The sequence below is a fragment of the Marinobacterium zhoushanense genome (assembly GCF_014641945.1).
In the GTDB taxonomy this organism is placed as follows: Bacteria; Pseudomonadota; Gammaproteobacteria; order Pseudomonadales; family Balneatricaceae; genus Marinobacterium_D; species Marinobacterium_D zhoushanense.
This window is the reverse complement of the sequence record NZ_BMIJ01000007.1, coordinates 85,933-104,859: the sequence shown is the minus strand read 5'-3', so window position 1 is coordinate 104,859 and position 18,927 is coordinate 85,933. Positions and strand designations below refer to the sequence as shown.

12 protein-coding genes are annotated in these 18,927 nt (G+C 55.9%); 1 reads left to right on the top strand and 11 read right to left on the bottom strand.

Annotated features, from left to right (window positions below):
• Window positions 1-195: 195 nt before the first annotated feature.
• The 4 genes from IEX40_RS16620 to IEX40_RS16605 all read right to left on the bottom strand — a co-directional run bounded on the left by IEX40_RS16620 (window position 196) and on the right by IEX40_RS16605 (window position 10,014).
• Window positions 196-4,929, bottom strand: a complete 4,734-nt coding sequence (locus IEX40_RS16620) for an SPM autocatalytic domain-containing protein (RefSeq protein WP_505712067.1) — start codon at window positions 4,927-4,929, stop codon at window positions 196-198.
• A gap of 316 nt (window positions 4,930-5,245) precedes the next feature.
• On the bottom strand, window positions 5,246-6,226 hold the full coding sequence (locus IEX40_RS16615) for a hypothetical protein (protein ID WP_188750315.1): 981 nt from the start codon (window positions 6,224-6,226) through the stop codon (window positions 5,246-5,248).
• A gap of 257 nt (window positions 6,227-6,483) precedes the next feature.
• A complete protein-coding gene (locus tag IEX40_RS16610) occupies window positions 6,484-7,872 on the bottom strand; it encodes an HlyD family type I secretion periplasmic adaptor subunit (protein WP_268235810.1) in 1,389 nt (462 codons plus the stop codon).
• A 3-nt stretch (window positions 7,873-7,875) separates the two neighbouring features.
• A complete protein-coding gene (locus IEX40_RS16605) occupies window positions 7,876-10,014 on the bottom strand; it encodes a type I secretion system permease/ATPase (protein ID WP_188750311.1) in 2,139 nt (712 codons plus the stop codon).
• A 372-nt stretch (window positions 10,015-10,386) separates the two neighbouring features.
• On the opposite strand from IEX40_RS16605, the gene IEX40_RS16600 reads away from it, so the two are divergent.
• Window positions 10,387-12,939: a putative bifunctional diguanylate cyclase/phosphodiesterase gene (locus IEX40_RS16600; protein ID WP_188750309.1), complete on the top strand. Its 2,553-nt coding sequence runs from the start codon at window positions 10,387-10,389 to the stop codon at window positions 12,937-12,939.
• A gap of 16 nt (window positions 12,940-12,955) precedes the next feature.
• Here the strand turns inward: IEX40_RS16600 and fabI are convergent, their stop codons facing one another.
• From fabI to IEX40_RS16565, 7 genes are all read right to left on the bottom strand, one after another.
• Window positions 12,956-13,729 (bottom strand): enoyl-ACP reductase FabI, encoded by a 774-nt coding sequence (gene fabI, locus IEX40_RS16595; RefSeq protein WP_188750308.1) that lies wholly within the window; start codon window positions 13,727-13,729, stop codon window positions 12,956-12,958.
• A 238-nt stretch (window positions 13,730-13,967) separates the two neighbouring features.
• Complete coding sequence (gene lipA / locus IEX40_RS16590; RefSeq protein WP_188750306.1) at window positions 13,968-14,945, bottom strand: lipoyl synthase; 978 nt, start codon at window positions 14,943-14,945, stop codon at window positions 13,968-13,970.
• 4 nt (window positions 14,946-14,949) lie between these two features.
• Window positions 14,950-15,603: a lipoyl(octanoyl) transferase LipB gene (lipB, locus tag IEX40_RS16585; protein ID WP_188750304.1), complete on the bottom strand. Its 654-nt coding sequence runs from the start codon at window positions 15,601-15,603 to the stop codon at window positions 14,950-14,952.
• Window positions 15,603-15,878: an HP0495 family protein gene (locus IEX40_RS16580; RefSeq protein ID WP_188750302.1), complete on the bottom strand. Its 276-nt coding sequence runs from the start codon at window positions 15,876-15,878 to the stop codon at window positions 15,603-15,605. The genes lipB and IEX40_RS16580 overlap by 1 nt, the downstream gene beginning before the upstream one ends.
• On the bottom strand, window positions 15,875-16,753 hold the full coding sequence (locus tag IEX40_RS16575) for a D-amino acid aminotransferase (RefSeq protein WP_188750300.1): 879 nt from the start codon (window positions 16,751-16,753) through the stop codon (window positions 15,875-15,877). Before IEX40_RS16575 ends, IEX40_RS16580 begins: the two co-directional genes overlap by 4 nt.
• Before the next feature lie 68 nt (window positions 16,754-16,821).
• The gene (locus IEX40_RS16570) at window positions 16,822-17,988 is read right to left on the bottom strand and encodes a D-alanyl-D-alanine carboxypeptidase family protein (RefSeq protein ID WP_188750297.1); all 1,167 of its coding nucleotides are present in this window, start codon (window positions 17,986-17,988) and stop codon (window positions 16,822-16,824) included.
• 77 nt (window positions 17,989-18,065) lie between these two features.
• On the bottom strand, window positions 18,066-18,926 hold the full coding sequence (locus IEX40_RS16565; RefSeq protein WP_188750295.1) for a septal ring lytic transglycosylase RlpA family protein: 861 nt from the start codon (window positions 18,924-18,926) through the stop codon (window positions 18,066-18,068).
• Between the last annotated feature and the right edge of the window lies 1 nt (window position 18,927).

Here is an 18,927-nt window from a genome sequence, read left to right as displayed (position 1 = left end):
CTCACGAAAAGCGGCTGGATAGCGGGTATCGGTTATCCGATTGGGAAGTCTGCATCAGCCCCTGCATCAGGGGCAAGTGGGATTCTCATATCTGACTTATTGGAGCAAGAGAAGAGATGTTATTGGTACAGCCCATCCCACCGGAATATCCTGGCGGGATGGGTGTTTACTGCTGTCCTGTTCAGTCGGGCGTACTTAAGCAGCTTGCCAACTGGCGGCAATGACCGACTGCACACTCTCCCTTCTGTCCCCGTATGCGTTGGTATCGATGGAACCGGCTTCTGGATCAAATCCTGCCATTGCATCGATGAGTTGCTGCACGTTGCCGGCAACCAGCCGCTCCCCCGATGCCAGTTCGATCATACCTACCCTATCGCCCTGAGCGGCGAACCAGTCCTCCAGTGATACGTGATCATCGGAGCCAATAATATCGATCTCCAGGTCCTGTCCGCTTCGCTCGAACCAGAGGTCTTCCTTGCCTATACCCTCTCCAAAACCGAGAGTATCTGCATCCTGCGGAGCGGTCTTCCTGCCTTTTGGCATCGCATCGTACCCTTCCGCGACTCCGATTCGGTCATGACCATCCCCTCGGTTAAAAATGAAGGTGTCCTGTCCGGCACCGCCATAGAGGCGATCGGATCCTGCACCGCCATGCAGTACATCGTTACCATCTCCCCCGTAGAGCCTGTCATCACCGCCGCCGCCAAGCAGCACGTCGTCGCCCGCTTCACCGTACAAGCGGTCCCTATCGGCACCACCGTCGAGCCGATCATCGCCCTCTCCGCCATAGAGACGATCATGACCCTGGCCACCAATCAGGCTGTCGTTACCCTTTCGCCCGTACAACCTGTCATCGCCGAGGTATCCATCCAGGACGTTGCTACCGTTGTCGCCGTAGATGAAATCGACTTTGGTCGTTCCCTTTATGTTTTCGATACTGATCAAGATATCCTTCCGAGCATCAGGACCTGCCAGAGAGCCGTTGGCAAGATCGACTTTGAAGCCTCCACGGGTGCTCCAGCTGTAATCGGCGGTATCCTGTCCTTCACCGCCATCGAGCACATCGGCGCCCGTACGGCCGATCAACCAATCATCGCCTGCACCGCCTTGGAGCAGGTCATCACCGACCCCGCCATCAAGGTAGTCATCGCCGTCATTGCCCAGCAAGACATCGTTACCACCGCGGCCCTCTATATGGTCATTGCCAAGATAGCCGTCGATCAGGTTGGCGCCATCGTCGCCAAACAGACGATCGTCATGCTCGGAGCCATGCATATTCTCTATCGAGATATAGGTATCGCCGGCAGCATCACCAGCTGAACCGACACCGGCGGACAGGTCGGCCTCCACTCCAGCGGTACTGCCTTCAAAGTCCGCGGTATCGATACCGGCACCACCATCGATGACATCGGCCCCTATTCCACCATTCAACCAATCATCTCCGGCCAATCCTTCGAGATGGTCAACTCCGTCATCACCAACCAGACGATTGGCCAGGTCGTCTCCGATCAGATGGTCGTCCCACTGTGAACCAACCAGATTCTCGATATTCGCCAACTGATCGCCTTCGGCATGACCACCAATTCCCAAGCCTGTCGTCAAATTTACCGTTACGGCCGAATCACTGCCGTAGTACGATGCGGTATCGATACCTTCACCGCCTTCGAGGCGATCCGCTCCACTGTCGCCACTCAGCCAGTCATCGCCGCCGTGCCCGTTCAGATCGTCGGTGCCTTCGCCACCCAAAAGGAAGTCTTCTCCATCACCTCCATGGATACGATCATTACCGGCGCCACCGTCTACCAGAATTGCGTCTGCCGTGCTGGTGCTGAAATAATCATCGCCAACGTTGCCAACGGCAATCTCGACATCCGCCGCTCCGAGGTCGAAGGTTACGCCGCGCTCGCCGGTAACGACGGCCATGTCTATACCCTCACCACCGTCGAGGTTGGATTGCAAATCATCGGCGTCGATACCCAGAATATCGTTGCCTGCACCACCAAGCAGGGTATCGGAGCCTGCACCACCAATCAGCAGGTCAGAACCGTCGTTACCGGCCAGCAGATCGTCGCCCAAGCTACCTAACAGGAGATCCTCTCCACTGCCGCCACTAATGCTGTCATTACCGGCACCACCATCGACCAGGATGGAGTCTGCAGTGCTGGTACTGAACTGGTCGTCGCCGGTGTTACCGATGGCGATCTCCACGTTGGCAGCGCCCAGGTCGAAGGTCACGCCGCGCTCGTCGGTCACCACGGCCATATCGACACCGGCACCACCGTCAAGGTTGGCCTGCTGATCGTCGGCGTCGATGCCCAGCAGGTCATCGCCGGCACCGCCCAGCAGAGTATCGGATCCCACATCACCAATCAGCAGATCGGCGCCATCGTTGCCAAACAGCAGATCGTTCCCGGCGTTACCGATTAGGATATCGTCACCGCTGCCGCCACTGATGCTGTCGTTACCGGCGCCGCCATCGATTAGCACCGTTTCGGCACTAATGGTACTGAATTGGTCGTCTCCCGTATTACCGATGGCGATCTCCACGTTGGCAGCGCCCAGGTCAAAGGTCACACCACGCTCGTCGGTCACCACTGCCATATCAACCCCCGCGCCACCGTCGAGGTTAGCTTGCTGATCATCGGCATCGATGCCCAGCAGGTCATCGCCGGCACCGCCCAGCAGGGTATCGGAGCCCTCACCACCGATCAGCAGATCGGCGCCATCATTGCCGGCCAACAGATCGTTCCCGGTATTACCGAAGAGGATGTCATCACCACTGCCACCACTGATGCTGTCGCTGCCGGCACCTCCATCAATGAGTACCGCGTCGGCACCACTGGTACTGAACTGGTCGTCGCCGGTATTACCGATGGCGATCTCCACATTGGCAGCGCCCAAATCGAAGGTCACGCTGCGCTCGTCGGTAACAACGGCCATATCGACCCCCGCTCCACCGTCGAGGTTGGCCTGAAGGTCGTCGGCATCAATCCCCAAAACATCATGCCCGGTACCACCAAGCAGAGTATCTGAACCGGCACCACCGATCAGAAGATCGTCACCAGCACCACCTGCCAGAGTATCTGCACCCGCTCCGCCAAACAGAGCGTCGTCACCGGCGTTACCGGTCAGGTTGTCGTCACCACTGCCGCCGTAAAGGCGATCCGAGAATTCGGATCCCGATATAGTGTCATTGCCATCGGCGCCGGCAATCGTGACAGACGATGAGCCGGTTGCCGTAAAGGTATCGTTGCCGGCACCACCAATCGCAAGTTCAATATTGCCGGTACCAAGATCAAGAGAGACACCCTGACTGTCTGCAACCAACACTTGATCGAAACCTGCACCACCATCAACGAGGGTATCGCTGCTGTCGATATACAGCACATCGTGCCCGTTACCACTGTTCAGGCGATCGGCTCCTGCCCCACCAATCAGCACGTCATCGCCATCTCCGCCCGACAGGGTATCCGCCCCGCTGCCACCCAGTATCAGATCATCCCCACGACCACCTGAAAGCGTATCCTGACCATCCATGCCATTCAGCGTAACGGCGGTCGTGGAGCTGGTGGAGAACGTGTCATTACCGCTACCGCCTACGGCCACTTCGATATTCGAGCTTCCGAGATCAAGAGAAACACCGTCATCGTCCAATACATAGGCCGCGTCGATACCGCTGCCGCCATCTACACCGGTGTCAGTACTGTCTATACCGAGTATGTCGTTACCGGCACCCGCACTGAGGCTGTCAGCCCCATTACCGCCAATCAGAACATCATGGCCGGCGCCACCGGTGAGCGTGTCATCACCATCGCCCCCGTGCATAAAGACTGATGTACTGCCGTCAGCACTAAGAGAATCGTTTGAATTAGTCCCCAGTATCCCGTCGGTTTCGACATCGATATCCAAAGCATGGTTGGTAGACGCGATGGATCCGGAACGGGGATCGGTAGTACCCGTCGGCAGGTCAGTTGATTGGGCATCGATATAGTTCAGTGAAACATCGCCCAAAAGTCCTACCGAGCCATCGTCTCCGATATAGCTGCCGGTACCGTTAACGACATTGCCAACCTGCTCATATGCGACATTGTCGGATTCGAGGGAGATCGAACTGATCCCCGCCTCATCCAGGCCGGTAAACTCTCCGTCGTCAACCTCGCCGTCCTGGTCCTTGTCCTGCCAAACGCCGAACTGGCTCCAGCTATTGTCCGCTGCGCTAAGCTGACCGTCACCATTCGAATCAAATGCGGTAAGTCCCTCCAGGTCCGTCGTCGCACCCTCTTTATAACCGGTAAATACGATCTCATCGGTCTGGTTGATCGTTCCATCGCTATACTTGTCGAAGGCTAATATCCCATCGTCCGGCCCGACCCAGCCGGTCGATTCTCGGTAGCCATCTCCATCGACATCGTAACTTGCCGAGGACTCGTCCGGTGACACTAGCTCAACTCCATCACCGTCCAGGTCGAGCGCTACAGGAGCATAACCACTAGCGTCAAACCCTCCCGTGCCAAAGTCACCTTCGAAACCATCCCAACCACTTCCGGAGGTGCCGCCATCATAGTTCCCACCATCCGAGCTACTTTCGTAGGAAGAGGCGGCTTCTTCTTCATCTATGGCATCTTCAGCCAGATCGGATGCTTCCTCAATTGATATGGCCGAATCAAAACCGAATAGGTTATCTAAGTTATAATTTAAATCTAAATTTAATTCGTCAGGAACACCATCGGCATCTGTATCAAGTTCATGCGATAAAGTGCCGCCAAACCCTTCATATCCTATGCCTAGAGTATTAGGATAGCCCTGACGGCTTATGCTGCTATATTCTGAATACGATTCCGCCGCCAACTCTCCAATACTTATACCTGGGTTAGCCTCCTTTACTCTTTCTATAGTTTCCGCATATATTTGCCTCTCTATATCTCCCATATGAACCCGAGATGCACTAGATGTTTCACCTTCATATATACGTGCAACCATTCCCAACGCCGGTATTGACACCTTATCGACCAGAGACTCGTCAATACCATATCGTTCAGCAGCAATCGTGCCATATACGACTATAGCATCATCCACAAACCCGAACTCATTTGAAAAAGAAAGCCCATTTTCTTCTGCAAAATCTTGAGCTTTCGTCAGGCTCTTAGTTGACACACTATATGCATCGTCTACCTTATCATTAAGGTCCTTAAGCGTAGACAAAAGTTGTTTTCCAAGTATTTTTCTCCCACCAAACTCAGCCATTTCAACCTCCGACATATTCCTTTATTACTTCGTCCTTACAGCTATTAAAACCTTTTGAATCCCTCCACTTATTTCTACCCCCTCCAGTAACAGAATTATCAATATCACTCCAAAATGATAATGCACAATTGTTATTAGAAGTTGGTGACAACATATGGCAAATCTTAAATTTTCTGTTCGACAAAGAATATCGATCACTACAGATATCGTTATCAAAATACTTATTCCAAATAACTGGATCCAACCTTTCCTTCCAATACTCATGCATCCGATCGATCTGACTATCCGATAATTTGACAATCTCCTTTGGATCAGAATCAATCGGTAGCGCTAATGAGAACAAGTCCACATCTTCTTGATTGAATCCACATTTCATTTCATTAATATAAAAGAACTTGTCAAAAATAAAAAATCGTGGAGACGCAGTATGAAAACCATCACAAATCATTTCATATCTTTTATAGTAAAACAGTATAAATCCCGAGTATATGTGACTAAACAAATAGTAAACAAGATTATCCCCTTCATGTGACAGAAAGTTCCTAGGAATAGCATTAGTAACCCTAACAAGGTCATCACCACCACCTACTTTAGAAAATTCACGAAGGTATTTTAACTTTTCAGCAAATTGGTTGTCTTTTGCGATATGATTTAAATCTTCAACCTCTTCTTTATTCAAATTAGGAAGATTAGTGAAATAGTAATTCAACTTGTACGAAGTAGATTTCTTATATACCTCATTACTCTTATAAAAATTCAATCTTGATGTATTAAATTTAAATTCACTAACAAGATATAAAGCCAAAAACACCTCATCACCACTTGGATTATCCAAATTGTCTATGGTATAAACCGCTTCTTGCATACCCTCAGAATACAAAGCATCTCGGACCTCTTCAGAAATCCCTCCGTTATCATCAGCTTGCTGTGAGAAAGCTGAAGGATTCCATATCAATAAACAAAGAATTATTAATGTACGCATATAGTCTCCACTAAAATAGTGCTATCCATCTGCACTTCATCGAAACTTTCACCCCTAATTTTAGCGTCACCACTATTTTCAACACATGATTTATATGCTTGCAAATAATGCATCATAAAAATCATCTTCAACACACCAAAGAACTCCTAAACTGAAATAGTAAATACCTATAATAACGGCCATCATAAAAGCCATAAAAAATATTTTTTAAGAACACAATCATCAAATACATCTCTAAATATTGAAACAAATTATATTTATCTTTCCCTTAAAGATTCACTCGTATACCGTAAAAACGGTGCCAAGAAAAATTCAATCAACTTCCTTCGCCCAGTTTTAATTTCCGCACTAACTGCCATCCCTGATTTAAGTGCAACATCATAGTCATCAACATGCATGCTCGATTTATCAATCGAAACCCGAACCGGATATATCAAGCCCTGCTTGTCAGCGACCTTCGCATCTGACGACAGTTTCAAGACCTCGCCATCGATCACCCCATATTTGGTAAAGGGAAAGCTATCCACCTTGACCTCGACCTTCTGTCCTTGGTGAACAAATCCGACATCCTTATTGAGTAGCATCGCCTCCACCTCAAGAGGCGCATCGTCGGGTACGATCTTCATGAGTTCATCGGCGGGTCTGACGACGCCACCGACGGTATGAACAGCCAACGCCTCGACTACGCCATCAACCGGAGACAGCAGCCTGTTTCTGCGCTCTCGCGTTTCCGCCGACTTCAGTTCCAGCTCTGCTTGAGCGATCTGTTCCAGCGCATTCAAACGCTCCCCGACGACGCTCTTGCGGAAGCTCTCCTGAAGCTGTCTGCTCCTGTCCTGAATCGCTTGAGACATGGCATTCAGTTCCTGCAACTGATGTTGCTGTACAGCCAGATCCTGCTGCTGCTCGATCAGGTCGCGCCTGGCGTCGAGCCAGCGAAGCCGAGCCCCTACCTTTTGCTCCATCAGGGTACGGAATGCCTGCTCCTGCTCCTCGACGATGGGCAACAGCGCTTGCAGCCTGGCTACCTCGGCCTGTCCGGCCCTGTATTGTGCTTCAACCTGACGTCGCTCGCTTTCCAGCGCCGCCAATCTGGCGCGATACTCGTTCAGGTCGGCTTGCAGCTTGTGCTGCTGCTCCCGGAAGCGTATCGGGTCGGTATCCGGCAACATAAGCAGTTCGGCCGGCTCGCCCTCCAAACGCCGTAATGTCACCTCAAGACGGCGTGCTTCGATACGGGCATCGTTCAATGCCTGGATGATCCTGTCCTTGCTCACTTCGCTTTCCGTTGGGTCCAGCTCGACCAGTAGTTGACCAGCGTTGACATGCTGCCCGTCGGTAACATGAATCGCCCGCACCACACCAAGCTCTATCGGTTGCACAACCTTCACCTGGCCGCCCGGCACCAGTTTCCCCCGCGCGACCGCGACGGTATCGATCTCTCCCCAGTAGGCCCAGACCAGCAGGAGTATCATCAGCAGCCCGATCATTAGCGCCACCGAACGGCCAAGGGGCGAAGCCGGTGTTTCAAGCACCTCCAATGCGGCCGGCAGAAACTCCAGTTCATCCCTACTACGCGCAAATCGCCCACTGCCGATATGCTCGTTTCTCAACAATGTTCTCAGATAGGACAATCGAGCAATCATCGCCTATGCCGCCTGTTGTCGATGCAAGTGTGCATACACACCTTGCTGCTGAATAAGTTCCTGATGATCACCGGCTTCGATCAATATTCCCTTGTCCATGACCAGGATGCAGTCGGCCTGACGGACCGCGGACAGCCGGTGCGCCACGACGATAACCGTGCGCCCCCGGCATATCTGCTTCATGTTTTCTTGAATGATGCGTTCGGATTCGTAATCCAGAGCGCTTGTCGCTTCATCAAATATCAGGATACGCGGGTCCGTCACCAGAGCACGGGCGATGGCTATACGCTGCCGCTGGCCGCCGGAAAGGTTGCTGCCGCGCTCTTCGAGTACCGTGTCGTACCCTTGGGGCAGTCCGAGGATAAAATCGTGGGCGCCGGCCATATGGGCCGCATGAACGATGCGCTCCATCGACAGGGACGGATCGGCGAGCGCGATGTTTTCGCGGACCGTTCGGTTGAACAACATGCTGTCTTGCAGGACTACCCCGACCTGACGTCGCAGCCAGGCAGGATCGACCAATGTAAGATCGACACCGTCTACCAACACACGCCCCGACTGGGGCATGTAGAGGCGCTGGACCAACTTGGTCAGCGTACTTTTACCCGACCCGGAGCGTCCGACCACGCCCACCACCTTTCCGGGCGGAATGCTGAACGACAGATTCCGCAGTATCTCCGGGCCATCGGCCTTGTAGCGAAAGGTCACATATTCGAATCTAACCTCCCCCTTGATCGGCGGCATCCGGGTACGGCTGACCTGCTCCGCCTCCCTGGGGCAGTCCAGTACATCGCCCAGTCTGTCGATGGCGATCCGCATCTGTTGGAACTGTTGCCAGAGCTGCGCCAAGCGCAGGATAGGCCCATTGACCTGCCCCGCCAGCATATTGAATGCGATCAGTTGCCCCACGCTGATATCACCATCGATCACCAGGCGGGCACCAACCCATAACGTAATCGTCGCGACAAGCTTGTTGATCAGTGCAACGCCTTGATTACCGATAAGTCCGATCTGCATCGCTCGGAACGACGATTTCACATAGGCCGCAAGCTGCTCCTCCCAGTGCCGGCGCATTTGGGGCTCTACCGCCATCGATTTCAGGGTTTCGATCCCTGCCACCGACTCCACCAGAAATGACTGATTGGTTGCCCCGCGCTGGAACTTTTCCTCGACCCGACGCCGCAGCACCGGAGTAATCAGAAGTGACAGGGCTATGTAGAAAGGTATGGCACCGAGCACGACCCAGGTCAGCGTGGGGCTGTAGTAGTGCATCACGCCGAGAAAGACGAAGGTGAACAGCAGATCGAGAACAACGGTCAACGCCGAGCCAGTCAGGAAGTCGCGAATTGTCTCCAGCTCTCGGACCCTGGCGACAGTTTGGCCTATTGGTCGCGACCCGAAATAGTTGAGCGGAAGGGAGAGCAGGTGGCGGAATAGACGTGTACCCAGTTCTACATCGACACGGCTCGTCGTGTGGGAAAAAATATAGGTTCTCAGTCCACCCAGCACCACCTCGAACAATGTAATACCGAGGAGCCCGATAACGAGGACATCAAGCGTGGTCAATCCACCATGCACCAAAACCTTGTCGACAACGACCTGGAAGAACAGCGGCGATACCAGCGCAAACAGCTGAAGAAAGAATGAAGCCGACAACACCTCAGCGAAGATGTGTCGATATTTGTAGAGAGCGGGGATAAACCACGTAAGGTCAAAGGCGCGGGCATTTTCCTCAATTCCGGCCCGCCGGGTCGCAAGCACGAGCGTTCCGGTCCACTCTTTCAGAAAACTGTCTCTGGATAATGTCTGAGGCGCCCGGCCCGGGCGTTGCAGCAGTACCTGATCATCCGTCACCTTGGCAAGAACGAAGAACTGCCCAGATTGATTTTGCCCAATTGCCGGAAGCGACACTTTGGATAGGCGATCAGGTTTCACAACCACTTCACGGGCTTTCAGGCCTTGTTGTTTAGCAGCTCGAACCAAAGACAGGGTATCGACCGGTTTGCCACCCAGATTAAATTGATGTTGCAGCTGGCCGAGATCGGAGGGGAGTTTGTGGAATTTGAGAACTATCGCCAAGCACAGGATTCCCGTATCGTTAACGGTACCCTGCTCGCACTGAGCTGTCTGATCTTTTGCCATTACGTCCATGCCGGCCTGTGAGCTATCCCTAGCCTGTCGATTGCCGTTATCTACGCTCTATCCGGAGCGCGTTCGAGATTTTGCATCCATTCAGTCTCCTGACGGAGACATGCGTTCAAATACTAACCAACCGTTTTTTGACTTTCAACCTGCTCCCCATCCAGCAAATGGCCATATCCCCATCAATTCTTCACCATACCGACATAGCGGACCCTTATTGATCGATATCAAACAACTGTCGGGTATCGGAGTCTTTTACACTGACCTACAGGTATTATCCCGCAGTTATCCTGGCTTTACGCAGGCGACAGTCAGCATGATCGCGGCCGCCAGAATGGAACCCTTACAAGCCCAGAGATTCCCGGAAGGAAGATGAGACACACACCGACAATTCGCCGCTACCTTGTCCAGCGCACACTATTGTTCTCGGCACTGGGCTTCGGTCTGATTCTGCTGATGGCCAGCCAGGCCTATCAGTCCAGTGTACGTCACAGCGGCAAGTTGGTGGCTCGAAGTGTCGCGGAAACCACGTTCAACGCCATGTACCTGATCATGAGCCAGGGCTGGACGCGTGATCAATTGAAACAGTTTGTCAGCCAACTGGAGAACAGCGGCTCGGACGAAGACCTCAAGGTGTCGGTGTTGCGCGGTCCGATGGTGATCGAGAAGTTCGGTACCATCGAGCAACCCGCTTTCGACCTGGCCATGAACAATGCTCTCGAAAGTGGCGAAATTATCGAACAGATGAGCAATGACCATCTGCGCACCCTGTACCCCTTGCAGGCGCGCACGGTCTGCACCGCTTGCCATACCAACGCCAAGGTGGGCGATACGCTCGGGCTGATCGAGGTACGGCAGAATCTGGCACCGCAGATCGCCGCTGCCAACAAGCAGTTGCTGCTCTACATGCTGGGACTCGCACCGCTGCCGCTGCTGCTGGCGTTCTGGTCGGTACGTACCATTTCCCGCAGCGTCAATCAGTCACTGGATCAGCTCACCGACAGTATTAGCCAAGTGGAGTCGCTGCAGGACCTCACTGGCTTGAACCGGCACGATCACCAGTTCCGTTTCCGTGAACTGAACAGCATCTTCGGCCAGGTATCCAACCTGGCCGGCAAGCTGCATTCCATTGCCGTGGACAAGGACCTGCTCGAGTTCGAGATCCGTCTGCTGGAGAAGTGTGTGATCACCTCCGAGGTCGTGCGCGACTGGCGCGAGTACGTCAACGCGCTGATGCTCGACATCAATCAGGTGATCCAGATCTACACCATGTTCTCGATCTTCAAGGTGGACGAGGAGCTGTTCGACCTGGAGATCTTCTGGCTCACGACACCGACCGATCAGAGCAGGACGATGATGGAACGCTCGGTGGTCCAGCGCCTGCGCGACCACTCGCACCTGTTTGGTCATGGCGAGTTCAAGATCCGCCACAATATCGCCAACTCCTCCGGCGGCAGCCTGAACCTGAGCGAGGAGGAGATCGACCTGCAGGTGAAATCCCTGCTGGTGGAGACGCCGAAGATCGGCGGTATCGTCGGCATCGGAGTACAGGCCGATACCATTCGCGATCAGACCAAACTGCTGGTGATCGAGAGCATCCTGTCGACCCTGCTCAACGTGGTCGGCTCGGTCAAGGCGATCTACAAATACACCCGGGATCTGGAGTACTACGCCACCCGTGATCCGCTAACCAACCTGTACAACCAGCGCATGTTCTGGGAGCTGCTCGATTACGAGCTCGACCGCAGCTCCCGGCATGGCTACAAAACCGCCATGCTGCTGATCGACCTGGACAACTTCAAGGCGATCAATGACGGCTACGGCCATGCCTGCGGCGACCGCTTGCTGTCCGGCCTGTCCGAGGTGATGCATCAGCAGCTCGAAACCGGCACGGTGCTGGCACGTTACGGCGGCGATGAGTTCGTCGTGGTACTGCCGGAAGCCACGCTGGAGGCCGCCAGTGAGTTGGCCGACCGACTGCTGCACACGGTGCAAAACTATCGCCTGCAACTGGAGAACAACGCGACCACCAGCGCCACCTGCTCCATCGGCGTCGGCATCTATCCCGACCATGCCGACAACCGCAAGGACCTGTTCATGTTCGTCGACAACCTGATGTATCGCGCCAAGTCGATGGGCAAGGACCGTATCGCCCTGCCCCACGACCAGGATCTGGCCGACATCTTCCGCGACATGAACGAAAAGAGCCTGCTGGTGAACAAGGCGATCGAGGAGCGCAGCATCCTGCCCGCGTTCCAGCCAATCAGCCCGCTAGCCGGCGGCCAGCGGGCGGTCGAGGTGCTCAGCCGTATCCAGTTGCCTGGCGATCAGTTGATGAGCGCCGCCGAATTCATCGAGATCGCCGAGTCGATGGGACGTATCCATATGATCGACTACATCGTCACCGAGAAGGCGTTCGAAACGGTACGCCGTACCGGCTACGATGGCCTGATCTTTATCAACCTGTCGCCGCGTTCGGTACTGGTGGCGGACTTCCTGCTCAAGATCCGCTCGCTGGTGAAGCAGTACGACATCGAGCCGAACCGTGTGGTGTTCGAGATCACCGAGCGCGACACGGTGAAGAACATGTCCCTGCTGGAGAAGTTCGTGCAGAGCCTGAAAGACCAGGGCTACCAGCTGGCGATCGACGATTTCGGTTCCGGCTTCTCCTCCTTCCACTACCTGAAGTACCTGCCGATCGACTTCGTCAAGATCGAGGGGGAGTTCATCGCCAACATGGCCAACGACCAGCGCGATATGGCATTTGTAACCAGCATCACCCAACTGGCCAAGGAGCTGAATGTGCAGACCGTGGCGGAGTTCGTGGAAACCGAAGAGGTACTGGCGCTGGTCAAAGAAGCGGGAATCGATTACGCCCAGGGCTACCTGATCGGCCGCCCCGGACTGGAACTGGAGGGGTTGTAACCCCTCCAGTCTGAGCTCAACCGATCAAGTGACGGCCGGCATCGACAAAGATACGGTTGCCGGTCTGGCCCCTCCCCATATCGCTGACCAGAAAGGCCGCCAGTGCACCCACCTCCTCCGGAGTGCTCAAACGACGTAGCGGCGATCTGCTGGTCGCATCCTCCATCAGCTCGTCGAAATGGTCGATACCGGAGGCCGCCCGCGTCGGCATCGGGCCGGGCGAGATCGAGTGCACCCGCACCTGCTGTTCACCCAGTTCCGCTGCCAGATAACGGGCACAACTGTCCAGCGCCGCCTTGATCGGTCCCATCAGGTTATAGTGCTCGACCACCTTCTCGGCGCCCTCGTAGCTCATGGTCAGCAGCGTACCGCCATCCGGCATCAGCCGCTGTGACTGGCGTGCCATGCGCACGAAAGAGTGGCAGGAGATATCCATCGCCTTGCAGAAGCCTTCGGCACTGCTGTCGACCAGACGTCCATGCAGCTCCTCCAGCGGCGACCAGGCGATGGAGTGAACGGCGAAGTCGATCGTCCCCCACCTTTTCTCCATCTCGTGAAACACCGCCTCCAGCTCCCCGTCAACGGACACATCACAGGGCAGCAGGAGTTCAGCGCCGAGTTCGTCCGCCAGCGGTTGTACGTAGGGCTTTGATTTCTCATTGAGATAGGTGATACAGAGCTGGGCCCCCAGCTCCGCCATGACCTCGGCACAGCCATAAGCGATACTGTGGCGGTTGGCTATGCCCAGTATTACCCCACGCTTGCCCTCCAGACTCATACTCAGGCTCATTCAGCTTCACTCCTTTCATACCAGTTCAATTACGCAGGGCAAATAGTGCATCCGACGCCATGCTGCATTGCAACATAGTTCATATCCATTGGGAATAAGCCCGACGCAGACTCTTTCCTAAGCTTTCAAAGACGAAGCCTGCCAGCCAGCGATGACAAACAGGTGTTGATTCGGAAGAAGGGGAATAAAAAACGCGCCATCGGGCGCGTCTTTCAGAACGATACGGGAGCGGGGAGGCTCAGCCCACCTTCTCCCCTTTTGCCTGCAGATCGGCGTGATAGGAGGAGCGTACCAGCGGACCACTGGCGACATGGGTAAAGCCCAGTTCGTGGGCGACCCGTTCAAACTCCTTGAACTCGTCAGGCGTCACGAAACGATCCACCGGCAGGTGGTTGCGGCTCGGCTGCAGGTACTGGCCGATGGTGACCATGTCGACGCTGTGCGCGCGCAGGTCCTTCAGCACCTCGACGATCTCCTCGTTGCTCTCACCGACACCGACCATCAGGCCGGACTTGGTGCGCACGTTGGGCTGCAGCGCCTTGTAGCGCTTAAGCAGCTCCAGCGACCAGGCGTAATCAGCGCCCGGACGCACCTGTTTGTACAGCCGGGGCACCGTCTCCAGGTTGTGGTTGAACACATCGGGAGGGGTCTGGTTCAGGATCTCCAGTGCGATATCCATGCGACCGCGGAAGTCCGGCACCAGGGTTTCGATCTGAATGCTGGAGCAACGCTCGCGGGTTTCGCGGATGCACTCGGCGAAGTGCTGGGCACCGCCGTCACGCAGATCGTCCCGGTCCACCGAGGTGATCACCACGTAGCGCAGCCCCATGTCGGCGATCGCTTCCGCCAGTTCACGCGGCTCGTCCTTGGCCAGTTCGTTGGGACGGCCGTGGGCCACGTCACAGAACGGGCAGCGGCGGGTGCAGATATCGCCCATGATCATGAAGGTGGCGGTACCGTGGCTGAAGCACTCGCCCAGGTTGGGGCAGCTGGCCTCTTCGCAGACCGACGCCAGCTTGTGTTCGCGCAGCTTGGACTTGATCCGCTTCACTTCGGCGTTGTTTCCCATGCGCACGCGCAGCCAGTCGGGTTTACGCGGCATCTCATCCTTCTCGGTCGGGATCACCTTGACCGGAATGCGTGCAACCTTGTCTGCGCCGCGCAGTTTGACACCCTGCTCGACACGCTGGGGGCTTTTTTCGCTGGAGTCTGCCATATACCTAATCGTTCCAACTGGTTGTTCGAGAGACAGAAGTATACCCGATCTGATCGATCAAGTAATTCAACAGCCGTTCAGGGACGCTGCCAATATCGGCATCGGGCCTGAGCAGACTCAGTTGCGTCATCTGCAATCCGGCGTAGCCGCAGGGGTTTATACGCAGAAAGGGACTCAGGTCCATGTCCAGATTCAGCGCCAGGCCATGAAAGGTGCAGCCGCGGCGCACACGCAAGCCCAGTGAACTGATCTTGGCGCCATCGACATAGACGCCGGGTGCATCGGGTTTCGGGTAGGCCTGGATATCGAAATCGGCCAGCACCCTGACCACTGCATTCTCCATCAGGCTGACGGTATCGCGCACGCCAAGCTTGCGCCGACGCAGGTCGATCATCAGGTAGGCCAGCAGCTGGCCGGGGCCATGATAGGTGACCTGACCGCCTCGGTCGGCCTGAATCACCGGGATCTCGCCGGGATCGAGCAGATGTTCGAGCTTGCCCGCCTGGCCCTGGGTGAATACTGGCTCATGCTCGAGCAGCCAGATCTCATCCACGGTCTGAGGGTCACGCTCGGCGGTCAGCGCCTGCATCCGCCGCCAGGTCGGCTCGTAGGGCTGGACGCCGAGTGTACGGACGATGAGTTGATCGGCTATCGACATCAAAGTACCGTCTGCACACGTCCGGAGGCCTTAAGGTCCTCGTGCAGGCGTTTCAACTGCTCCTCACCGGTCGCCGTAATCTTCAGTCGTACCGACAGGTATTTACCGGTGCGGCTCTCGTTCACCGTGACCTGGGTGATATCCAGGTCCGGAGCGTGGATCTGCACGGTTTCGATGACGAAACCGCGAAAGTCGTTTTCATTGTGGCCAACCACCTTGATCGGATAGTTCTCACAGGGGAACTCGATCTTGGGTGCTTCTGGCGTATCGCTCATTGCTTCTCTCCAGTCATCTCGCCGGTCATCAACTGATGGTGAAATTGGCGGAACAGCTCATACATCCTCAACCAGAGCGGGCCTTTGACGCCCCCTCCGATATGCTGCCCATCCACCTCCAGCACCGGCAGTACGGCACGCGTCGAACTGGATATCCACACCTCGTCCGCCGCAAGCAGTTGTGCGTAACCCAGATCCGTCTCCTGGTAGGGGATACCGGCCTCACGGGCCAGCTCCAGTACCAGCTCGCGGGTAGTGCCGCCGAGGATCTCGGAACTGAGTTTCGGGGTAAAAATCACCCCGTTCTTTACTATAAACAGGTTGGAGGATCCGCCCTCCGTCAGCACGCCATCCCTGATCATCAGCGCCTCGTCGGCACCGGATTCTCGCGCCTGCTGCAGCACCAGTATATTGGGCAGCAGGCCGTTGGCCTTGATATCGCAACGGTGCCAGCGCAGATCCGCGGTAACGATGACGCGGATACCGGCGATGTTGTCGGCCCCCGCCGCATAGATGTTACGGATCGGGTTGCAGCAGGCAAACACCGTCGGCTGCATCCACTCGTCGTACACCGGGGTACGTCGACCGGCATCGCCGCGGGTGATCTGCAGATAAACCGACAGATTTCCGCCGCCGTTGCGCTGCACCAGCTCTTCAAGCATCTCCTGCCACTCTTTTTCAAGCGGAATTCGCAGTGCCGACAGGCTGTGACGCAGGCGCTTTAGATGTTGATCGAGACGAAAGCCAACACCTCGGTAGAAGGGTATGACTTCATACACGCTGTCGCCGAACAGAAAGCCTCGGTCAAACACCGAGACTTTCGCTTCGCTCGCAGGGATGAACTCGCCGTTCAGATAGACGATATCACCAGCCATTATGCGCCGACTCCATTCCCAGAATTGTCTGAGAAATATTGTAGTGCGGCAGCCGCTCCGTTGAACAGTCAGTTGAACAGGCTGGTGAAGAACAGCAGGATCTCGTCCCAGATTTTCTTGAAGAAGCCACCCTCTGGAACATCATCCAGTGCGACCAGCGGAACCGATTTCACCTCTTTGCCATCAAGGGAGACCACCACACGGCCCACCTGCTGACCTCGGGCGACCGGCGCCTTGATCACGCCCTGGAGATCGAGGTTAGCTTCCAGCTGCTCAACCTGACCACGGGGGATAGTCACCGCCAAGTCCTGATCCAGCCCCAGACGCAGCTGGTCGCTTGCTCCACCCCAGATACGCGACTGATTCAGCACCTGATTGGCCTTGTACAGCTGGTGCGTACGGTAGAAACGGAAGGCATAGGCCAGCAGCTTCTGGGTTTCCTGTGCCCGCGCCTCTTCGCTGGTGGTACCCAGCACCACCGAGATCAGGCGCATGCCGTCGCGCTTGGCCGAGGCGACCAGGCAGTAGCCGGCCTCATCGGTGTGGCCGGTCTTGATGCCGTCGACGCTATCGTCACGCCAGAGCAGGCGGTTGCGGTTGGGCTGGCGAATCTTGTTGTAAGTGAAATACTTCTGCGAATAGATCGCATAGTGCTCGGGGAAGCGCTGAATCAGCGCCTGTCCGATCAGCGCCAGATCGTGCGGCGATGAGTAGTGGTTCTCATGCGGCAGACCGGTGGCGTTCTCGAAATGGGTATTCTTCAGCCCGAGTTTGGAGGCATGCTGGTTCATCAGGTCGGCAAAGGCGCGCTCACCACCGGCGATATACTCGGCCAGTGCCACCGAGGCATCGTTACCGGACTGGATCACCACCCCCTGCAGCAGATCGCCCAGCTTTACCTGGGTGCCCTCACGCACGAACATGCGCGAGCCTTGGGTACGCCAGGCCTTTTCACTGATCGGCACCATATCCTCCTCGGCAATATTGCCTTGGGAGATCTCGTACTCGACGATGTAACTGGTCATCATCTTGGTCAGGCTCGCCGGCGCAAAGCGCTGCTCGGCATCCTTGGCCAGAAGTATCTCGCCGCTATCGGCATCCATCACCAGGTAGGCCGTCGCCGCGATCTGCGGCGGTGCCGGGATCATCTCGGCGGCCTGAGCCTTCAGCGTCAGCAGCGAGAATGCCAAGAGTGACAAAAGAACGAATTGTACGCGGTAGAGTCTCTGCAACATGGTGGTCATCATCGGGTAGTTGAAAGCGTCGACAGGTGGACAGGCAGAAATCTCAAACGTTCCCTGTCCGCATTAGATCAGGGATAGTCTACCAAGATTGGCGCCGGATGGCCCGCGGCCTGCACCTTGGCAATCAGGTCAGCTGCGCTGCCCTGCAGCGGCCCGATCAGCACGCGATAAAGCTGACTCCCGCCCCGCTCCACCGCCCGCACCAGCACAGGCGCACCGTCGGTCGCCGTTTCCAGCTCAGTCTGTACGCGCTGCGCGGCACCGTTGCTGGAGTACGCGCCGACCTGAAGAAAGCGTCCGGTCGCATCGGCGATGGTCGCGGGCTCGGGCGTATTGCTAGCCTTGCTCGCTTGCGCCGATGCCAGGACGGTGCCGCTGCCCCAACCGCTTGGATCGATCGCTTCCACCTCCACTCGGGCGGTGCCCTTACCGAGCATATCCAGCCGCGCCGCCGCGGCATAGGAGAGATCGATCAGCCGATCATCGTGGAACGGGCCGCGGTCATTGACCCGGACAATCACCTGACGGCCGTTATCCAGATTGGTGACGCGGGCGAAGGTGGGCAGCGGCAGGCTCTTGTGTGCCGCTGACATCTTGTACATGTCGTAGGTTTCGCCGTTGGAGGTCAGGTGACCATGAAACTTTTCGCCATACCAGGATGCCGTACCACGCGCTCGGTAGCCACTGGCGGAATCCAGTACGTAATAGCTCTGGCCCAGCACCCGGTAGGGACTTTTGTTGCCGCCGCGACTCTTGGGCTCGACCCGTGGCACCGCATCCGGCACCGCGGACACGTCCACCGGTTGCGCCGGGTAGCGATCATGCTTCATCGAGTAGCGCCCGGCGTTCTCCTCCTGCTTGCCGGTCGACGAACAGCCGGCGAGCACGGTTATCCCGGCCAACAACAGAATCGATAACGGTCGCCTCATT

What these genes read in the sequence shown, in the direction of transcription:
- IEX40_RS16620 (WP_505712067.1), bottom strand. Translation starts at nt 4,929, where the DNA reads ATGGGAGATATAGAGAGGCAAATATATGCGGAAACTATAGAAAGAGTA.
- IEX40_RS16615 (WP_188750315.1), bottom strand. Translation starts at nt 6,226, where the DNA reads ATGCGTACATTAATAATTCTTTGTTTATTGATATGGAATCCTTCAGCT.
- IEX40_RS16610 (WP_268235810.1), bottom strand. Translation starts at nt 7,872, where the DNA reads ATGATTGCTCGATTGTCCTATCTGAGAACATTGTTGAGAAACGAGCAT.
- IEX40_RS16605 (WP_188750311.1), bottom strand. Translation starts at nt 10,014, where the DNA reads ATGGCAAAAGATCAGACAGCTCAGTGCGAGCAGGGTACCGTTAACGAT.
- IEX40_RS16600 (WP_188750309.1), top strand. Translation starts at nt 10,387, where the DNA reads ATGAGACACACACCGACAATTCGCCGCTACCTTGTCCAGCGCACACTA.
- fabI (WP_188750308.1), bottom strand. Translation starts at nt 13,729, where the DNA reads ATGAGCCTGAGTATGAGTCTGGAGGGCAAGCGTGGGGTAATACTGGGC.
- lipA (WP_188750306.1), bottom strand. Translation starts at nt 14,945, where the DNA reads ATGGCAGACTCCAGCGAAAAAAGCCCCCAGCGTGTCGAGCAGGGTGTC.
- lipB (WP_188750304.1), bottom strand. Translation starts at nt 15,603, where the DNA reads ATGTCGATAGCCGATCAACTCATCGTCCGTACACTCGGCGTCCAGCCC.
- IEX40_RS16580 (WP_188750302.1), bottom strand. Translation starts at nt 15,878, where the DNA reads ATGAGCGATACGCCAGAAGCACCCAAGATCGAGTTCCCCTGTGAGAAC.
- IEX40_RS16575 (WP_188750300.1), bottom strand. Translation starts at nt 16,753, where the DNA reads ATGGCTGGTGATATCGTCTATCTGAACGGCGAGTTCATCCCTGCGAGC.
- IEX40_RS16570 (WP_188750297.1), bottom strand. Translation starts at nt 17,988, where the DNA reads ATGTTGCAGAGACTCTACCGCGTACAATTCGTTCTTTTGTCACTCTTG.
- IEX40_RS16565 (WP_188750295.1), bottom strand. Translation starts at nt 18,926, where the DNA reads ATGAGGCGACCGTTATCGATTCTGTTGTTGGCCGGGATAACCGTGCTC.